Origin of the sequence: Zunongwangia profunda SM-A87, assembly GCF_000023465.1 — a bacterium.
Taxonomy (GTDB): Bacteria; Bacteroidota; Bacteroidia; order Flavobacteriales; family Flavobacteriaceae; genus Zunongwangia; species Zunongwangia profunda.
The window spans coordinates 2,563,437-2,579,343 of record NC_014041.1; the positions used below are offsets into that span (position 1 = coordinate 2,563,437).

The window sequence follows — 15,907 nt, forward strand, 5'->3', positions numbered from 1 at the left end:
GATTAAGAATTCTTGATTTCATTTCTCGCTATAGCAATCGGGACGCTCTAAATGACAAAAAAATAAAAAAATAGCTGTAGCCATAAGACTGACAGCTGAAAGCTAAAAGAACAAAATGCCCACCAAGACAAACATACAGACCCTTGTTCGTGAGAACGTAAAGAAATTAAAACCTTATTCTTCAGCTCGCGATGAATACAAATCGATGGGAACCGATATGGTTTTTCTGGATGCGAATGAAAATCCTTATCAAACCGATGTAAATCGCTATCCCGATCCGCATCAACGTAACGTAAAGGATGAACTCGCAAAAATTAAAGGCATTAGACCGGAAGAAATTCTTTTAGGAAATGGCAGTGATGAGGTTTTGGATTTATTGTTTAGGGCGTTTTGTGAGCCCGGGAAAGATAACGTGATTACCCTTCCTCCAACTTATGGAATGTATAAAGTACTTTCAGAAATCAATAATATCGAGAATAGGGAAGTACTCCTTTCTAAGGATTTCGAACCACAGGTTTCTTCGATATTGGATAACGCAGATGCTCATTCTAAATTGCTTTTTCTTTGTTCACCAAACAATCCTACTGGAAATACTTTTTCAGAAGAAAAAGTAGAAGAATTGCTTCAAGAATTTAATGGATTGGTAATTATCGACGAGGCTTATATTGATTTTTCAGGAAAAGAAAGCTGGTTAAGTAGGCTTCAACAATATCCAAATTTGGTCATTACACAAACACTTTCTAAAGCCTACGGCATGGCCGGAATCCGTTTGGGAATTTGTTGTGCTTCCAGGGATATTATCGATATTTTAAAGAAAATCAAACCCCCTTACAATGTCAATCAATTAACGCAACAACGGGCTTTAAACCGAATTCTGGATGTTGAAAATGTAAAGGCTGAAGTTGCTGATATTCTAAAAGGCAGAGATCAATTGTTTAAAGTGTTGATGGAAGTTTCTTATGTTGAGAAAATTTACCCTTCAGATGCTAATTTTATATTATTGCAAGTGGATGATGCTACGGCCAGATACAATCAATTAATCGAAAAAGGAATTGTCATTAGAAATAGAAGCACACAGCCGCTTTGCGAAAATACCCTGCGCTTCACCGTAGGGACCACTCAAGAAAATGAAAAATTAATTGCTGCTTTAAAAAGCTTAACCTAACTAAAATGCAAAAAGTTTTATTTATAGATCGTGATGGAACGATTATCCTGGAGCCTGAGGATTATCAGGTAGATAAATTAGAAAAACTGGAATTTTACCCTGAAGCTTTGTTCTATCTATCGAAGATCGCCAAAGAATTGGATTACGAATTGGTAATGGTGACCAATCAGGATGGTTTGGGAACTGAAGTTTATCCTGAAGATGAATTTTGGCCCATCCAGAACTTTGTGGTGAAAACTTTTGAAAATGAAGGCGTAAAATTTAGCGATATCTTGATCGATCGAACTTTTGCTAAAGATAATCATCCTACACGAAAGCCAAACACAGGACTTTTGGAAAGAAAATACCTGAATTCTCCAGCTTATGATATGGCCGGTTCGATTATGATTGGGGATCGGATGACAGATATCGAATTTGCCTATAATTTTGGCGGAAAAGGGATTTTTATCGATACCCATGAAGATTTAGCGACTGACGAATTAAAAAATGATATTTCCAAACTGAAAGAAACTATTGCACTTAAAACATCGAGCTGGAAAGATATTTATGAGTTTTTAAAACTAAAAGATCGTACCGCTGAGATTGCAAGAAAAACCAACGAAACTGATATTAAGATTAAACTAAATCTTGACGGAACTGGAAAAGCTGAAATTTCTACCGGTATTGCATTTTTCGATCATATGTTAGATCAGATCGCGCGTCACGGACAAATGGATCTTGAAGTAAACGTAGATGGGGATCTTGAGGTAGACGAACATCATACCATAGAAGATACGGCCATTGCTTTAGGCGAAGTCTACGCAAAAGCTTTAGGTAATAAGTTAGGAATTGAAAGATATGGTTTTTGCCTGCCAATGGACGATTGCCTGGCTCAGGTAGCGATCGATTTTGGTGGCCGAAACTGGTTAGTTTGGGAAGCCGATTTTAAGCGTGAAATGGTTGGAAAAATGCCAACAGAAATGTTTTATCATTTCTTCAAGTCTTTTACAGATGGTGCAAAAGCTAATCTGAACGTAAGAGCGGAAGGCACTAACGAGCATCATAAAATCGAAGCAATCTTTAAAGCCTTTGCTAAAGCGATAAAAATGGCTGTAAAAAGAGATACCGAGAAAATGATTTTACCGTCAACTAAAGGAATTCTTTAATAGTATTGAGAATTGAGTATAGAGTTGTTAGTACTAAACTTATTATTCTTTACTCAATACTAACTATTAATTACCAATTACTAAAAAGATGAAAATAGCAATTATAGATTACGGCGCAGGAAACATTCAAAGTATCAAATTTGCCATTAAACGTTTAGGTTACGATGCCGTTTTAACTGATGATGCAGCGGAAATTAAAGCAGCCGATAAAGTAATTTTTCCAGGAGTGGGAGAGGCGAGTAGTGCCATGAAAATGCTAAAGTCAACCGGACTCGACACAGTGATTCCAAAGCTCACACAACCGGTTTTAGGAATTTGCCTTGGAATGCAACTGATGTGCGAGTACTGTGAAGAAGGAGACACCACAGGATTGTCGATTTTTGATGCTAAAGTGGTTAGGTTCGATAATTCGGTGAAAGTGCCACAAATTGGCTGGAATCAGATTTACGATTTGCAATCAGATTTGTTTGAAGGCGTGAACGAAAAAGAATATGTATACCTGGTACATAGTTTTTACGTAAAAGAATGCGAAGAAACAATATGTTCTACGGAATACGGAGTAGAATATACATCAGCTATTAAAAAGAATAACTTTTATGGAGTCCAATTTCACCCGGAAAAAAGTAGCAAGGCTGGGGAAAAGATTTTGGAAAACTTTTTGAAGTTAGAATTACCAAGTTAGAAACAGATCGTTGCTGTTAGAATTTAGACTAGTGAAAATAGAGAATAGAGAATTGAAAATGTGTTAATTTCATGATTTGCTAAGGCGACGATGAGTGTCACTTCGAGTGATTCTGACGTAAGGAAGAATTTTATCGAGAAGTGAATATGACTTAGAATGTAGGACTATTTTTAATTTTAAAATTGCATTCAATATGTTATTATTCTAAAATCTTAATTTTGAATAAATAAAGATTTCTCGACTTCGTTGTACTTCGCTCCAAATGATGAAATAAGCGAAACTGAATGTCAAATAAAAAAGCTGTTAGCTATAAAAGCTCAAAAAAAGGCAAAAACTGTAAACCCTAAACCGTAAATTGAAATAAATGCGTTTAATACCAGCTATAGACATAATAGACGGAAAGTGTGTAAGACTTTCTAAAGGTGATTATAACACCAAAAAAATATACAATGAAAATCCGCTTGAAGTAGCTAAATCATTTGAAGTTCACGGGATCGAATACTTACATCTGGTAGATCTTGATGGTGCAAAATCAAAGCATATCGTAAATCATAAAATCTTAGAAACTATTGCTTCTAAAACTAATCTAAAAATCGATTTCGGTGGCGGACTAAAAACCGATAAAGATTTGGAGATTGCTTTTGAATGCGGAGCAAAACAAATTACCGGGGGCAGTATTGCGGTAAAAGACCCCGAAACTTTTAAAAGCTGGCTGGAAAAATTTGGTGCAGAAAAGATAATCTTGGGCGCCGATGCCAATAACGAGAAGGTTGCCGTAAGTGGCTGGCAGGAAGAATCAGAGAAGGAGTTAATTCCATTTATAGCTGAGTATAAAAAAGAAGGTGTGGTGTATGTAATCTGCACAGATATTTCTAAAGACGGAATGTTGCAGGGGCCAGCTTTCGATTTGTATGATCGTATCTTAGCTGAAAACCCTGAAATTAAATTGATTGCTTCTGGGGGAATATCTAAATTCGATGAATTACTAGAACTTTCTGAATCAGGATGCGAAGGGACTATAATTGGTAAAGCCATTTATGAAGGGCGAATCAGTTTAAAGCAATTAGAGAATTATATTTTGAATGATGGACAGTGATGAGTAATTAGGATTTAGACCGTTTCGTGGTTAGAAATTAGAAACGAAAGAAGAGGTTCGAAGAAGTATGATTCAAAGTATATTATGCTGAATGCTTAAATTTGAATTATCAACTCGGGAAATAAGAGGTAGAAATTAAGAATCAGGATGGAGGTTTAATTTATTTTTTGATTTGTAAACCGTAAATTCTTCAATGATAATTACTTCTAAACTACTAATTTTAGTGGCTTTGACAGATATGACGTAAACATGTCGTATGCATGACGCAAGCATTTTTAACCACTCAATATAGATTTGCTGAAACATTTAAATTTGTAATTATGAAAAACAGCAAACTCTCAGAATGAGTAACCGAGTTACGCAACCGAAAAGGGTTTTCACAGGAAGTTTTAGCCGAAGATTCAGGATTAAGTCTGCGAACAATCCAGCGTATCGAAAACGGTGAAACGACGCCGCGAGGCGATACCTTACAGCGAATAGCAAAAGGACTGGGAGTTACTTCTGAAGAACTTATCGATTGGAAACTTGAAAAAAATGACAGCTATTTAGCACTCCTAAATATCTCTGCTTTAAGTTTTATAATTTTTCCTCTTCTTGGAATTTTAATTCCACTGATGATGTGGATTTCTCAGAAAAATAAAATTGATGGAATTGATAGGAACAGCAGGGAAATTTTGAATTTTCAAATCACCTGGAGCTTATTTTTATTCCTTTCTATAATTGGATATATCGGAGGTAATTTTTATCGAGTGTATCAATCTAGTGTGATTTCTCCTTCTTTATTAATTAACCCCTTATTTTTGTGGATAAGCGTTTTGATACTTTATTTTCTTAATCTATTCTTGGTAATTATGAATTCTGTAAGGTTAAAATCGGGAAAAAATGTAGCTTATTTTTTAGGAATTCCTTTTCTACGATAGTTAACCATTTTAAAAAAAGTGAAACCTAAGAACTCTAAAATTACTTCTTTTCTATTTTTTACTAAAAGCTAACTGCTTATTGCTAAAAATCTCCCACTTTTTCTTATGTTCCCAAAAAATATTAGATGAAATTCAACAAAATAGCCTGTGTCGATTATACTAAAATGAATAAAGAAGCTATTACAGAGCTTCAGGAATATTCTGAAGAAGAAATAATTCATCCTGATGATTTCCCGGAAACCGATGAAGAGATTCTTGAGCGAATTGGTGATGCTGAGGTAATTTTTGTTTCCTGGAAAACTCAAATTACAAAAGAAATAATCCAAAAATGTCCTAATCTTAAGTATATCGGGATGTGTTGTAGCTTGTTTGACGATGCTTCTGCAAATGTAGCCGTTGATTATGCTCGCGAAAATGGAATTACTGTAACCGGAATTTTTGATTACGGGGATCCCGGGGTGGCAGAATTCGTAATTTCAGAATTGATTATGCTTATTCACGGCTATGCCGAAAAACAATGGAAAGATATCCCTCAAGAACTTACCGATCTTAAAATTGGTATTATTGGTCTGGGAGTTACCGGGCAGCTTTTAGCGGATTGTTTACTGCCTTTTGGCGCCGATTTGTATTATTATAGTAAAAGTAGAAAACCCAACTACGAGAAAAAAGGCGTGAAATATCTAAAGCTTAACGAATTGCTGGAAACAGTAGCTGTTATTTCTATTCATCTACCTAAAAACCTTGAGATTCTGCAACAGGAACACTTTGAAAAATTTGGTGTAGGTAAAATTTTGATTAATACTTCTCTAGGAGTTCCATTCGACTTGGATGCTTTTCGAAACTGGATAAAATCGACATCAAATTTTGCAATTTTTGATGGGGATGCAAAAAAAGATGTGCCACAGGAAATGCAGGAAAGAAAAAATGTGGTTATCGGAAAGAAAAGTGCAGGCTGGACAGAGAAAACTCAACAGCGACTTTCAAAAAAGGTTCTGAACAACTTCAAAGAATATCTTCAGGAAAAATAATGTAACTATTGTTACAGGCAGTTTTCTTAATTTCTGGTTTATTTGTACAAAATAAGAATATGAACTGGATTTTAGAACCCTGGCCATGGTATGTTTCGGGGCCATTGATTGCACTTACCATGTTTCTACTCATTTTTATGGGGCGACAGTTTGGGATGTCTTCCAACCTTCGAACCATGTGCAGTATGTGTGGTGCCGATAGGAAGGCAGATTTTTTTGATTTTGATTGGAAAGCCCAACAGTGGAATTTATTAGTAGTACTTGGGGCCGTAATAGGTGGTTTTATCGCTCATTTTTATTTAAGTGATGCTCCTACAACAGTAGCGATTTCTTCAGAAACTATTCAGGATTTAAACAATCTTGGGTTTGAAAGTGCGGGAAATGCTTATCTACCAACCGAATTATTTTCGACTTCTGTTTTTTCAGAACCGCTTACAATAGTATTGCTTTTAATTGGTGGAGTTTTAATTGGTTTTGGAGCGAGATATGCCGGAGGTTGTACTTCAGGACACGCCATTTCAGGATTAAGTAACTTGCAAATACCGTCTTTAATTGCCGTGATCGGTTTCTTTATTGGTGGTTTAGTAATGATACACTTTTTATATCCATTAATATTTTAAAAGATGAGACAGATAGGATTTTTAGTGATAGGAATAGTTTTTGGAATCGTAATGTTTAAATCTGAAGCTGCATCCTGGTTCAGAATTTATGAGATGTTTAAATTCCAGTCATTCCATATGTATGGGATTATAGGGTCGGCGTTATTCTTGGGTGTTATCGGTGTTCAGGTTATCAAAAAAAAGAATTTAAAGTCTTTTTTTGGTCAACCGATAAATTTTGTTCCTAAAGATAAAAGTTTTAGCCGCTATATGTTTGGTGGCATTATTTTTGGCCTTGGTTGGGCATTAGCCGGTGCATGTCCAGGACCAATTTATGTGTTAGCCGGAGCAGGGTACTGGCCAATATTGGTGGTTTTTGCTGGTGCAATGCTGGGAACATTTTTGTACGGATTACTTCGCAATAAATTACCGCATTAAGATTAAATATGAATGTGGTTTTACAGCAATTAGTTCCCTACGGCTAATTGCTGTTTTTATTTAGTGGAAATTTAAAGTTTAATATTACAGCGCTTTGTGGTTGAAACCCTCAACCAAATTCAGGTTTAAAACATTAGTTACAAGTTGTTTAGAATACTAAAGATATTCAGATTTAAATGTTTAAAAATTCAAATAAGCTCATTTTTGCTCCTTTTCGGGATAAAAGTCGGGCAAAGTGATATGATATTTTACCGCAAGTAATCTTAAGATAATTACGGTGAGTGAAGTGACCAGATAAGTAACATCGGTATTAATATCTTGATCGTGCATAATCACGAAAATGAGTCCGCCTACCAGGCATGCCGTTGCATAGATTTCTTCTTTTCTAAAAATCACCGGAATTTCGTTACATAAAATATCCCTAATTACTCCGCCAAAAGCACCGGTCATTCCTCCTAAGGCAATAGAAATTATGGGATCCAGTTCGTTCCTAATTCCAATTTCTACACCGGTGATTGTAAATACACCAAGCCCAATAGTATCGAACAGAAACAGGGATTTCTTAAGATGGTTTAGGTAATTTCTAAATAAAATAGCTAACATGGTAACTACGCTAATCAAATAAATATAAAGCGTATTTTCCATCCAGGTAACCGGAGTGTTTCCAATTAAAACATCGCGTAAAGTTCCACCACCAATGGCAGTCACAAAGGCAATGATAAAAATGCCAAAAAGATCCAGCCTGCGGTTCATCGCAGATAATGCTCCGGAAATTGCGAAAGCTGCTGTACCAAGAATATCAAGTATGTTAAACAGGCTAAATTCCATTATTGGCAAAGGTAAATTTATTGTTTTAAATTTGTCGACATGCCATAAGTAATTCTTTGTGTTTTTAAAGGCTAATATGCTGCAACTATTGGCATATAGTAAATCTATATACGATTTACTGTAAGTTTTTAATTGAAGTTACTATTTTTACAGTTGGAAATTAAGAATAAGATTTAGACAATATATGAGCGAGACTATCGAAAAAATTAAGTGTTTGATTATAGGATCTGGTCCTGCCGGATATACCGCAGCCATTTATGCTGCCAGAGCAGATTTAAAACCCATTATGTATACTGGTATGGAACCTGGCGGGCAGTTAACAACGACTACCGAAGTTGATAACTTTCCTGGCTACCCAGAGGGTATTGATGGTCCGGCTATGATGATGGATTTGCAAAAACAAGCAGAGCGTTTTGGTACTGAAGTTCGTATGGGAATGGTTACCGAAGTTCAATTTAGCAAAGAGGTTGGTGGTATCCATAAAGCGTGTATTGATAATTCTAAATGGGTAGAAGCAGAAACTGTAATTATTTCTACTGGTGCTACCGCTAAATATTTAGGATTGCCGAGTGAACAAAAATTAAGAGGAGGCGGAGTTTCGGCTTGCGCGGTTTGCGACGGATTTTTTTATAAAAACCAGGATGTAGCCATTGTTGGTGGTGGAGATACTGCTGCAGAAGAAGCAACTTATTTAGCCAATATTTGTAAGAAAGTGACTATGTTGGTTAGAAAAGATGAGATGAGAGCGTCTAAAGCGATGCAACACCGTGTAAATAATACCAAAAATCTTGAAGTTAGGTATAATACGGAAGTAGATGAAGTTATTGGCGATCAGGTGGTAGATGGATTAAGAATGGTGAACAACAAAACCGGAGAAAAAGAAGAAATCGCTATTACCGGGCTATTTATCGCTATTGGTCATAAACCGAATACCGATATTTTTAAAGGCCATTTGGATATGGATGATACCGGTTATTTAATTACTAAAGGAAAATCAACAAAAACAAATATCCCAGGAGTATTTGCTTCAGGAGATGTGCAGGATAAAGAATATCGCCAGGCCATTACTGCAGCAGGAACAGGTTGTATGGCTGCTATGGATGCTGAACGTTATTTAGCTGAGATCGAAACCAGTGAAGAAGAAGAAAAAGAAGTTACTGCCTAAGTGTAGTAAGCTTACTCATAATTATCAGAAAGGCCGGATAAAAATCCGGCCTTTCTATTTATATGTTTCAAACTAAATATTAAAATTCAGCTTTCTTTAAAATTGCTTCTCCTGTAAATTTCTCAATTTCAATTTTAGGAGTATTAAATATGGTAGTTTCACTTCGATCTTCTGCAATTATACTAAGATTGTCAGTGACTGAAATTTCGTTTTTAGAACGACCTTCAGCGATTAGCTTAGCATTAGTTGTTGTTAGGTTTTTACCTTTAAAAGTGCTGGTGTGTTCTGTTCTTAATTGAAAATCCGCTACCGTTCCTTCAATTTCAGCATCAGAACGTTCATAGTTGTCTAACTGGAAAACAGGAGCATTAACAAGTGCCTTTATTTTACTACTTCCATTTAACTGAAAATATGCATTTTTGGCTTCAAGGTTCAGTTCAACCTTAGCATCCTCATTATTACGAAGTTTAAAATTAGACACGTTAAGCGTTAAAAAAAGTTTGGATTTACCAGATGTTTCTATCTCAAGATCAGATAAATTAAGACCTTTTGAAGCATCTAATTCGGCATTTTCTCCAAGTTTGATTTTTGTAACGGTTTCAGGAAATTCAATTTTCATTTCCTGTCTTTTAGAGCGTTTAATCTCTTTAGCTGCTTTGATAAATAGTACGCCATCTACAACATCCGTACGGATGAGATCGTGAAGATTTTCATCGGCTTCAACTTCAGCGAAAGCTGAATTTCCCCGGGTTAAGCTTACTTTAAAATCTCCTGTAATATTGATTTCCGTAAAATTATCAAGATTTCTTTTCTTGTTAATTACATTTCGGTTTCCTACGACCTGTGCTTGTGTTACAAATGCGACTAAAAGGAGTAAAAGACTAATACTTTTTTTCATAATTCTTTATTTGATTCAATTTAGCAATATCAAAAAGAACGCCATAAAATTGAATGTATTGGAAACTAAAATACGAAATAATAAGCTGAAAAAAATAAAAGCTCATAAAGCGGCCTAGGGTCATCTATATTTTGTTTAAAAACTCACTTTGTTGATAATTACATTCTATTTTATTGGAAATGTCAATGATTTTTTCTTTTTGTCGTGCAATCTCCAATTGTGGAGAAAGCACGAGCATAAGAAAACTGATGATTACATTTAAAAGACTAATCATGATTGGTTAGTTTTGATTGATGGTTGAGCTTAGTTAATTGTTATTTAAACACCGTTATTGGTCTTAGAAACCGGCGCATCAAAATCGTCTGATGCGTCGGTTGGTTCTTCGGTGGATGTAGTATCTTTTTCTATCCTGTTTTTTTGATCCTCTAAATACTTTTCTTCTTGCGCAGTAGTATTAAAAGTATCTTCATTTGAATCGAAAACATCTTCATCCTCTTCTATGACTTCTATTGGACAGTCCTGACAAACTGCTCGATTTTCTTCAACTTTTAGTAGATGTCCTTCTTGTCCATTTTGTAAGATATCATCTGAAGAGTAACTATTTCTATGATAATAGTAGGTATTTTCATTAGCAATAAAGAAGCTTCCTTCTGGTAGCCATAAGGTCATATCTATTTCCTGATCTCTAGCCAAAAGCTCATCTCTAATCAGAAAATAAGAGTCTAAATAAAGCGTGTTTCCATCTGTTTTAAACTGATAATCTATATTTTCAGCTCTTTTTTTAGCATCCAATACACTTTTACCTTCGGCTGATTTTATAATTTCTAATCTGGCCACAGAATCTTGAGTGGAACGTATGATTAATCCAATATCCTCATTGTACAGAACTTTGTTATCATTTTCGTCGTATTTTAATTTCATATTATAATGTCTGGAGACGTAAGGAGAATAAATACCGTTGTTTCTCATCTCTATATGCAACGTATCCTGTTGTTTTATAGGAATGGAATACGTCTGCATAATTTCTTCGTCGAACGCACGGCTTGTCGCTTCCTTTATTCCAATCACTGCCAATCCTATAACTGATAAAATCCATAAGCCTAATAAAACCAGCTTAGCGGTTGTCCCAATTGATTTAAGATTTTTAACGAGTATTTTTAGTCCCAGTACAAAAAGAAAGAATAGGGGCACTCCTATAGCAAAAAATGAAAATATGGCTCCAATCCAAACAGAGGTACCAGAGATATGCATCATTAAATAATCATTCCATGGCGCATCGATGATTCCAAAGGTTCCAAAGGTGAACAGACTTATAAATAATCCAATTAAACCACTTCCTGCTGTTAACAGGATAACTATACCTACAAAGGCTACAATTATGCGTAAGATTACATTAACGATTCTGCCAAAAGCACTGGCCGCAGATCCTGCACCAGCTTTAGCACGATTGCCATATTTTTGATAATCTACATTTTTTACTTTTTCTGAAACATTATCGAAACCTTCTCTTATTTTTTTTTCGATATTCGAGATGGTCACTTCTTCACCGCGCATCGATAGTTTCTCGGCAGTTGTTTTTGCCTCGGGAGTAAAAATCCAGAAAGCAATATAGATCAACAAAAAGATCCCACTTGAAGCTAGAGTTAATACGACCCATAGTAACCTCACCCAAATAGCATCGATCTCTAAATAATGACCTAAACCACTACTTACACCACCAACATACGAATTTTCTGTATCGCGATATAAGCGCTTAATAGATGCTTTTTTAGCTTTTTTAGTTGAAGCAGCTTCAGGCTCGTCTTCAAAGATATCTTCATCTACCATATAATCCTCAGGTTGGCCCATAATGGCAATGACTTCATCGACATCTTTCATGCTGATTACCTGACTTTTATCAGCTCTTTTTTCCGAAAAAAGCTCAGCAATACGCGCTTCGATATCCAGTATAATTTCGTCACGGCCCTGTTTATCGGTAAATGAACGTTTTATGGCATCCAGGTAGTGCTGTAATTTTTTATAGGCATCCTCGTCTATATGAAAGAACATGCCCGCAAGATTTATATTTATTGTCTTATTCATGATTTTTCTTTTTTTGAGTGGTTACAATGTTTACTGCAGTTTGCAGCTCATCCCAGGTCGAGGAAAGTTCGGTTAAGAACAATCTACCAGTTTCGGTTAATCCATAATATTTTCTTGGTGGTCCACTGGTAGATTCTTCCCATCGGTAGGAGAGGAGTCCGGCATTTTTAAGTCGGGTTAATAAAGGATATATCGTTCCTTCAACTACCAGTAATTTGGCATCTTTAAGGGTGTCTAAGATCTCTGCTACGTAAGCATCTTCATCTTTTAAAACCGAAAGTATACAATACTCCAGTACACCTTTACGCATTTGTGCTTTGGTGTTCTCTATCTTCATAGCGTTTGGTTTTGAATGTTTTTAAAATGTTCATTTTTTGATTGATGATTATTTTGGATGAATTTAATGACTAATCTAAATATGTTAGGGCATCTACAATTTTATAATTTGGGTTATCTTCTAGTAAGTCTTTTAAAATCCCAATATGAGCCTGTCCCATCATTACGTAGATTTTTTTACTTCCTGTTTTTAATTGTGTATTTAAAATGTTTGAATAAATTTTTATATTTCTGTCAAAAAATAAGCTAATATATTCGGCTCCTACGTATTTTTTTTCTTCAGAATTTAAATCTCTATAATCATTTCCTTCTTTATCAAAATCTCCATTTTGAACGTAAGCCGGAAAATTGAAAATTGCTCGATAAGAAAGATCTAGCATTTCGGGTTCATTAATCTTTTTCGTAAAATCATAAAGTGATAATCTATCTTCCATCACCTCTTTTCCCATAGGTCTTGCTTTTGTCTGAAGCTTTTTTAACTGGTCTTGGAAAAATTCAAAATGATCTCCTTCTTTTAGTAAATTTTGAGATGTAGAATTGTAGAAATCAATTCCGTAAATGTGATTTAAATTTAAGTGTTTTGCTAGTCTAAAACCTATCTGATAAATTTCACTGGCACCATATTCGAAATTTTTAAGATCGAATTGATCGTTTTGATAAAGCTTGTATAGACTGTCCGCCCAATGTTGCTCTTCAGGAGTTAATTCAACCATAATAGCATCAGGTTGAAACTTTGCAATTTTTGATGCAATTTTTTCGAGCTCTTTTTGCTTTTTAGGATTGAACATACTGGCTATCTCTGTACCGTTTTGCATCTGGTTAAGATGTGCAAAACCAATAAGCATTATTTCTATTTTTTCATTTGGCTGCGCAATACTAAAATTTGACTGTAAAGCAACTAAAATTGCAATGATGATTTTTGATATTTTGACTGATGGATTCATATTCGCTAAATTGATGTTTATTTTATTTTTTGATACACGATATCTTTTAGTGTGATGAAAGACTCATCGTTTATATTTTCGTAAACGATAGGAACTGCAACTTTTTTACCGTTTTTAAAATATTCGATGGTAGGAATACTTTTGGTAATCGTTTTTGTATAAATAATTACATCTACGGAAGATGAGCTTGTTGTCGTTAAGGTTAATTTCCCATGAATTGTTTTATTTTCTGTTTTTAGGCTTACTTTGTTGTTATCGAAAATGATCTTTTTAATTTTGTTTTCTCCTTCGTATAATTCCCACGTGCCTTCTAATTCGTAAGTTTCTATGTCAGAAAATTCATTCTTAATTTTTACACAAGAAATATTAAGTAAAAAGATAACTATTAGGCTGGTATTTAGTAGTTTTTTCATGATGGATTTATTGAATAGGTTCGTTTTCAGTGCTATCTTTCTTAATAAAACTGATACATAATGGGAATTTAAATTCCTTTCCTTCACTTGCGTTTTTAGCAGCGCTGATCACTGCATAGAGTTCAAAAACAATAAGTCCAAGAAAAAATAGGGCTCCAGTAACAAGAATGACTAAAAACTGTAGAAAATTACGGTCTTCGCCGGGATAAATTTTAATGGAATATTGATCATATTCAAAAAACTCATTAGGAATTCTAGCCCCTAAAATTATGATTGTAGCAATGAGGAAACAGGCAATGATAATGTAATAAAGTAATAAACTTAACTGAAAATTTACAGCATTCCGGCCGTGATGATTTATAAATTCTTTTTCCTTACCAACCAGCCAGATAATTACTGGGAAGATAAAATTTCCAAATGGGATAAATAGTTTAGAGAAGACCGAAAGATGGATGATAGTGGCTAAGGTTTGGTCTTGCTTTTTAATTGCTGATGATTCCATTGTGTTTTCTTTTTAATAAACCGGACTTAAAATGATGGTTTTTGATGTTTTTAAGTCCGGTTTTAATACCCTGATGAAGGATGATTTTGATTGATAAACCCTTTAATTCTTAACTCATTAAATTTAGAAATTACTATACCAGTTAATTTCTAATACAAATATATGGTTAAAAGAAGGTATTTTGCAAAGCATAGTACTTAAATTTAACATTTAATTAAGATTTTTGTTTCTCAAGGGATTTAAAATAAAATAAATATCTTTAAAGGAAATAACTAAAAGAATGGGAATAAGTGCGAAGAAGCTCAATCACTTTGTAATGTTCAAATTACCAAGCGCATGGCTATGCGGTGTAAGAGTCAAAGCGATTTCAAAAACAGATTGTAGTGTAGGAGTAAAACATAAATGGATTAATCAAAATCCATTTAAAAGTATGTATTTTGCGGTACAGGCTATGGCAGCCGAGTTGAGTACCGGAGCCTTGGTGATTTCAAAAATTAGATCCCAAAAACAACCAATATCAATGTTGGTGGCTCAAAATAAATCTGTTTTTTCAAAAAAGGCAACCGGTAAGATTCTTTTTAAATGTACAGATGGGGCCCTAATAGATAAAGCCATTGCAGCAACTTTGGAAACTGGTGAAGGACAAACCTTTTGGATGAAATCTTTAGGAACTAACGAAGAGGGAGTGGAGGTTTCATCATTCGAATTTGAATGGACTGTGAAAGTTAAAGCAAAGAAATAAACTTATAAATCCACTGTAACAATTTAAAGATTTCTACTTCTAATACGTACAATCATTAAAACTGAACTTATGAATTCACACGAGATAGATTACGAAATTTTTGGAGAAGAAATGCAGTATGTTGAGTTAGAGCTCGATCCGCAGGAAGCGGCCATTGCCGAAGCCGGAAATTTTATGATGATGGACAACGGTATTAAAATGGATACTATTTTTGGTGATGGAAGTAAGCAAAATGAAGGTTTTTTAGGCAAAGTACTGGGAGCGGGTAAACGTTTACTTACGGGAGAAAGTCTTTTTATGACCATTTTCTCTAATATAGGACAGGGTAAAAAGAAAATTAGTTTTGCTTCACCATATCCAGGAAAAATAATTCCTGTTGATCTTACCCAGTTTGGCGGGAAATTTATTTGCCAGAAAGATGCGTTTTTATGTGCTGCTAAAGGAGTCTCTATAGGAATTGAATTCAGCCGAAAACTGGGACGCGGATTTTTTGGAGGAGAAGGGTTTATAATGCAAAGTTTAGAAGGCGATGGGATGGCTTTTGTGCATGCTGGTGGTACAATGGCGAAAAAAGAATTAGCGGTTGGCGAAGTCCTAAAAGTAGATACTGGTTGCATTATAGGTTTTACACAAACTGTTAATTATGATATCGAGTTTATAGGCGGAATTCGTAACACGTTTTTTGGTGGCGAAGGACTTTTCTTTGCAACTTTAACTGGACCGGGCGTGGTTTATGTGCAATCACTTCCATTTAGTCGATTAGCGAACAGGGTTTTACAGGCAGCACCGCAAGCAGGAGGAAAAGATAAGGGAGAAGGAAGTATCTTGGGAGGATTAGGAGATATATTAGGCGGTGATAACCGGTTTTAAAATGTTAAACATTTGTTTATATGTAGTTTAAGTGTGAATTTTTTTTATATTTAG

At 34.9% G+C, this 15,907-nt stretch carries 18 protein-coding genes and 1 pseudogene; 12 read left to right on the forward strand and 7 right to left on the reverse strand.

Annotated elements, in window-relative coordinates; all coding sequences use genetic code 11:
• Positions 1-115 precede the first annotated feature (115 nt).
• The 9 genes and pseudogenes from hisC (at position 116) to ZPR_RS11385 (ending at position 7,073) form a co-directional block, all read left to right on the forward strand.
• Positions 116-1,165 carry a histidinol-phosphate transaminase gene (hisC, locus tag ZPR_RS11350; RefSeq protein ID WP_013071811.1) on the forward strand — a complete coding sequence of 350 codons (1,050 nt, stop codon included), beginning with the start codon at positions 116-118 and terminating at the stop codon, positions 1,163-1,165.
• Between the two features lie 5 nt (positions 1,166-1,170).
• The gene (gene hisB, locus ZPR_RS11355; protein ID WP_013071812.1) at positions 1,171-2,310 is read left to right on the forward strand and encodes a bifunctional histidinol-phosphatase/imidazoleglycerol-phosphate dehydratase HisB; all 1,140 of its coding nucleotides are present in this window, start codon (positions 1,171-1,173) and stop codon (positions 2,308-2,310) included.
• 88 nt (positions 2,311-2,398) lie between these two features.
• Entirely contained in the window at positions 2,399-2,992 is a 594-nt protein-coding gene (hisH, locus tag ZPR_RS11360; RefSeq protein WP_013071813.1) for an imidazole glycerol phosphate synthase subunit HisH, read from the forward strand.
• 364 nt (positions 2,993-3,356) lie between these two features.
• On the forward strand, positions 3,357-4,088 hold the full coding sequence (gene hisA, locus ZPR_RS11365) for a 1-(5-phosphoribosyl)-5-[(5-phosphoribosylamino)methylideneamino]imidazole-4-carboxamide isomerase (protein ID WP_013071815.1): 732 nt from the start codon (positions 3,357-3,359) through the stop codon (positions 4,086-4,088).
• 365 nt (positions 4,089-4,453) lie between these two features.
• Positions 4,454-4,600: pseudogene (locus ZPR_RS24040) on the forward strand (helix-turn-helix domain-containing protein); the annotation flags it as partial.
• On the forward strand, positions 4,601-5,008 hold the full coding sequence (locus ZPR_RS24045) for a DUF4870 domain-containing protein (protein ID WP_394329744.1): 408 nt from the start codon (positions 4,601-4,603) through the stop codon (positions 5,006-5,008). It begins immediately after the preceding pseudogene.
• Positions 5,009-5,133: 125 nt separating this feature from the next.
• On the forward strand, positions 5,134-6,036 hold the full coding sequence (locus ZPR_RS11375) for a D-isomer specific 2-hydroxyacid dehydrogenase family protein (RefSeq protein ID WP_013071817.1): 903 nt from the start codon (positions 5,134-5,136) through the stop codon (positions 6,034-6,036).
• Between the two features lie 59 nt (positions 6,037-6,095).
• Positions 6,096-6,656, forward strand: a complete 561-nt coding sequence (locus tag ZPR_RS11380; RefSeq protein WP_041578869.1) for a YeeE/YedE family protein — start codon at positions 6,096-6,098, stop codon at positions 6,654-6,656.
• A 3-nt stretch (positions 6,657-6,659) separates the two neighbouring features.
• Positions 6,660-7,073: a YeeE/YedE family protein gene (locus ZPR_RS11385; protein WP_013071819.1), complete on the forward strand. Its 414-nt coding sequence runs from the start codon at positions 6,660-6,662 to the stop codon at positions 7,071-7,073.
• A gap of 198 nt (positions 7,074-7,271) precedes the next feature.
• Here ZPR_RS11385 and ZPR_RS11390 read toward each other — a convergent pair whose 3' ends face one another.
• Positions 7,272-7,901, reverse strand: coding sequence for a trimeric intracellular cation channel family protein (locus tag ZPR_RS11390; RefSeq protein ID WP_013071820.1), 630 nt, complete (start codon positions 7,899-7,901; stop codon positions 7,272-7,274).
• A gap of 184 nt (positions 7,902-8,085) precedes the next feature.
• Here ZPR_RS11390 and trxB point away from each other — a divergent pair, with 184 nt between their 5' ends.
• Positions 8,086-9,066, forward strand: coding sequence for a thioredoxin-disulfide reductase (trxB, locus tag ZPR_RS11395; RefSeq protein WP_013071821.1), 981 nt, complete (start codon positions 8,086-8,088; stop codon positions 9,064-9,066).
• 79 nt (positions 9,067-9,145) lie between these two features.
• Here the strand turns inward: trxB and ZPR_RS11400 are convergent, their stop codons facing one another.
• The 6 genes from ZPR_RS11400 to ZPR_RS11425 all read right to left on the reverse strand — a co-directional run bounded on the left by ZPR_RS11400 (position 9,146) and on the right by ZPR_RS11425 (position 14,241).
• Positions 9,146-9,964 carry a GIN domain-containing protein gene (locus ZPR_RS11400; protein ID WP_013071822.1) on the reverse strand — a complete coding sequence of 273 codons (819 nt, stop codon included), beginning with the start codon at positions 9,962-9,964 and terminating at the stop codon, positions 9,146-9,148.
• A 318-nt stretch (positions 9,965-10,282) separates the two neighbouring features.
• Positions 10,283-12,046 carry a PspC domain-containing protein gene (locus ZPR_RS11405; RefSeq protein ID WP_041578870.1) on the reverse strand — a complete coding sequence of 588 codons (1,764 nt, stop codon included), beginning with the start codon at positions 12,044-12,046 and terminating at the stop codon, positions 10,283-10,285.
• Positions 12,039-12,383 (reverse strand): PadR family transcriptional regulator, encoded by a 345-nt coding sequence (locus ZPR_RS11410; protein WP_013071826.1) that lies wholly within the window; start codon positions 12,381-12,383, stop codon positions 12,039-12,041. Before ZPR_RS11410 ends, ZPR_RS11405 begins: the two co-directional genes overlap by 8 nt.
• A gap of 70 nt (positions 12,384-12,453) precedes the next feature.
• Entirely contained in the window at positions 12,454-13,326 is an 873-nt protein-coding gene (locus tag ZPR_RS11415; protein ID WP_013071827.1) for a DUF5694 domain-containing protein, read from the reverse strand.
• A 17-nt stretch (positions 13,327-13,343) separates the two neighbouring features.
• On the reverse strand, positions 13,344-13,739 hold the full coding sequence (locus ZPR_RS11420; RefSeq protein WP_013071828.1) for a hypothetical protein: 396 nt from the start codon (positions 13,737-13,739) through the stop codon (positions 13,344-13,346).
• A 7-nt stretch (positions 13,740-13,746) separates the two neighbouring features.
• Entirely contained in the window at positions 13,747-14,241 is a 495-nt protein-coding gene (locus tag ZPR_RS11425) for a DUF4870 domain-containing protein (RefSeq protein WP_013071829.1), read from the reverse strand.
• 280 nt (positions 14,242-14,521) lie between these two features.
• On the opposite strand from ZPR_RS11425, the gene ZPR_RS11430 reads away from it, so the two are divergent.
• Together ZPR_RS11430 and ZPR_RS11435 are read left to right on the forward strand one after the other, a co-directional pair.
• Positions 14,522-14,983 carry a DUF4442 domain-containing protein gene (locus ZPR_RS11430; protein ID WP_013071830.1) on the forward strand — a complete coding sequence of 154 codons (462 nt, stop codon included), beginning with the start codon at positions 14,522-14,524 and terminating at the stop codon, positions 14,981-14,983.
• Between the two features lie 69 nt (positions 14,984-15,052).
• Complete coding sequence (locus ZPR_RS11435; RefSeq protein WP_013071831.1) at positions 15,053-15,853, forward strand: TIGR00266 family protein; 801 nt, start codon at positions 15,053-15,055, stop codon at positions 15,851-15,853.
• Positions 15,854-15,907: the final 54 nt, after the last annotated feature.

Excerpts from the sequence above, each read along its gene's own strand:
- hisC (WP_013071811.1), top strand. The coding sequence starts at position 116 with ATGCCCACCAAGACAAACATACAGACCCTTGTTCGTGAGAACGTAAAG.
- hisB (WP_013071812.1), top strand. The coding sequence starts at position 1,171 with ATGCAAAAAGTTTTATTTATAGATCGTGATGGAACGATTATCCTGGAG.
- hisH (WP_013071813.1), top strand. The coding sequence starts at position 2,399 with ATGAAAATAGCAATTATAGATTACGGCGCAGGAAACATTCAAAGTATC.
- hisA (WP_013071815.1), top strand. The coding sequence starts at position 3,357 with ATGCGTTTAATACCAGCTATAGACATAATAGACGGAAAGTGTGTAAGA.
- ZPR_RS11375 (WP_013071817.1), top strand. The coding sequence starts at position 5,134 with ATGAAATTCAACAAAATAGCCTGTGTCGATTATACTAAAATGAATAAA.
- ZPR_RS11380 (WP_041578869.1), top strand. The coding sequence starts at position 6,096 with ATGAACTGGATTTTAGAACCCTGGCCATGGTATGTTTCGGGGCCATTG.
- ZPR_RS11385 (WP_013071819.1), top strand. The coding sequence starts at position 6,660 with ATGAGACAGATAGGATTTTTAGTGATAGGAATAGTTTTTGGAATCGTA.
- ZPR_RS11390 (WP_013071820.1), bottom strand. The coding sequence starts at position 7,901 with ATGGAATTTAGCCTGTTTAACATACTTGATATTCTTGGTACAGCAGCT.
- trxB (WP_013071821.1), top strand. The coding sequence starts at position 8,086 with ATGAGCGAGACTATCGAAAAAATTAAGTGTTTGATTATAGGATCTGGT.
- ZPR_RS11400 (WP_013071822.1), bottom strand. The coding sequence starts at position 9,964 with ATGAAAAAAAGTATTAGTCTTTTACTCCTTTTAGTCGCATTTGTAACA.
- ZPR_RS11405 (WP_041578870.1), bottom strand. The coding sequence starts at position 12,046 with ATGAATAAGACAATAAATATAAATCTTGCGGGCATGTTCTTTCATATA.
- ZPR_RS11410 (WP_013071826.1), bottom strand. The coding sequence starts at position 12,383 with ATGAAGATAGAGAACACCAAAGCACAAATGCGTAAAGGTGTACTGGAG.
- ZPR_RS11415 (WP_013071827.1), bottom strand. The coding sequence starts at position 13,326 with ATGAATCCATCAGTCAAAATATCAAAAATCATCATTGCAATTTTAGTT.
- ZPR_RS11420 (WP_013071828.1), bottom strand. The coding sequence starts at position 13,739 with ATGAAAAAACTACTAAATACCAGCCTAATAGTTATCTTTTTACTTAAT.
- ZPR_RS11425 (WP_013071829.1), bottom strand. The coding sequence starts at position 14,241 with ATGGAATCATCAGCAATTAAAAAGCAAGACCAAACCTTAGCCACTATC.
- ZPR_RS11430 (WP_013071830.1), top strand. The coding sequence starts at position 14,522 with ATGGGAATAAGTGCGAAGAAGCTCAATCACTTTGTAATGTTCAAATTA.
- ZPR_RS11435 (WP_013071831.1), top strand. The coding sequence starts at position 15,053 with ATGAATTCACACGAGATAGATTACGAAATTTTTGGAGAAGAAATGCAG.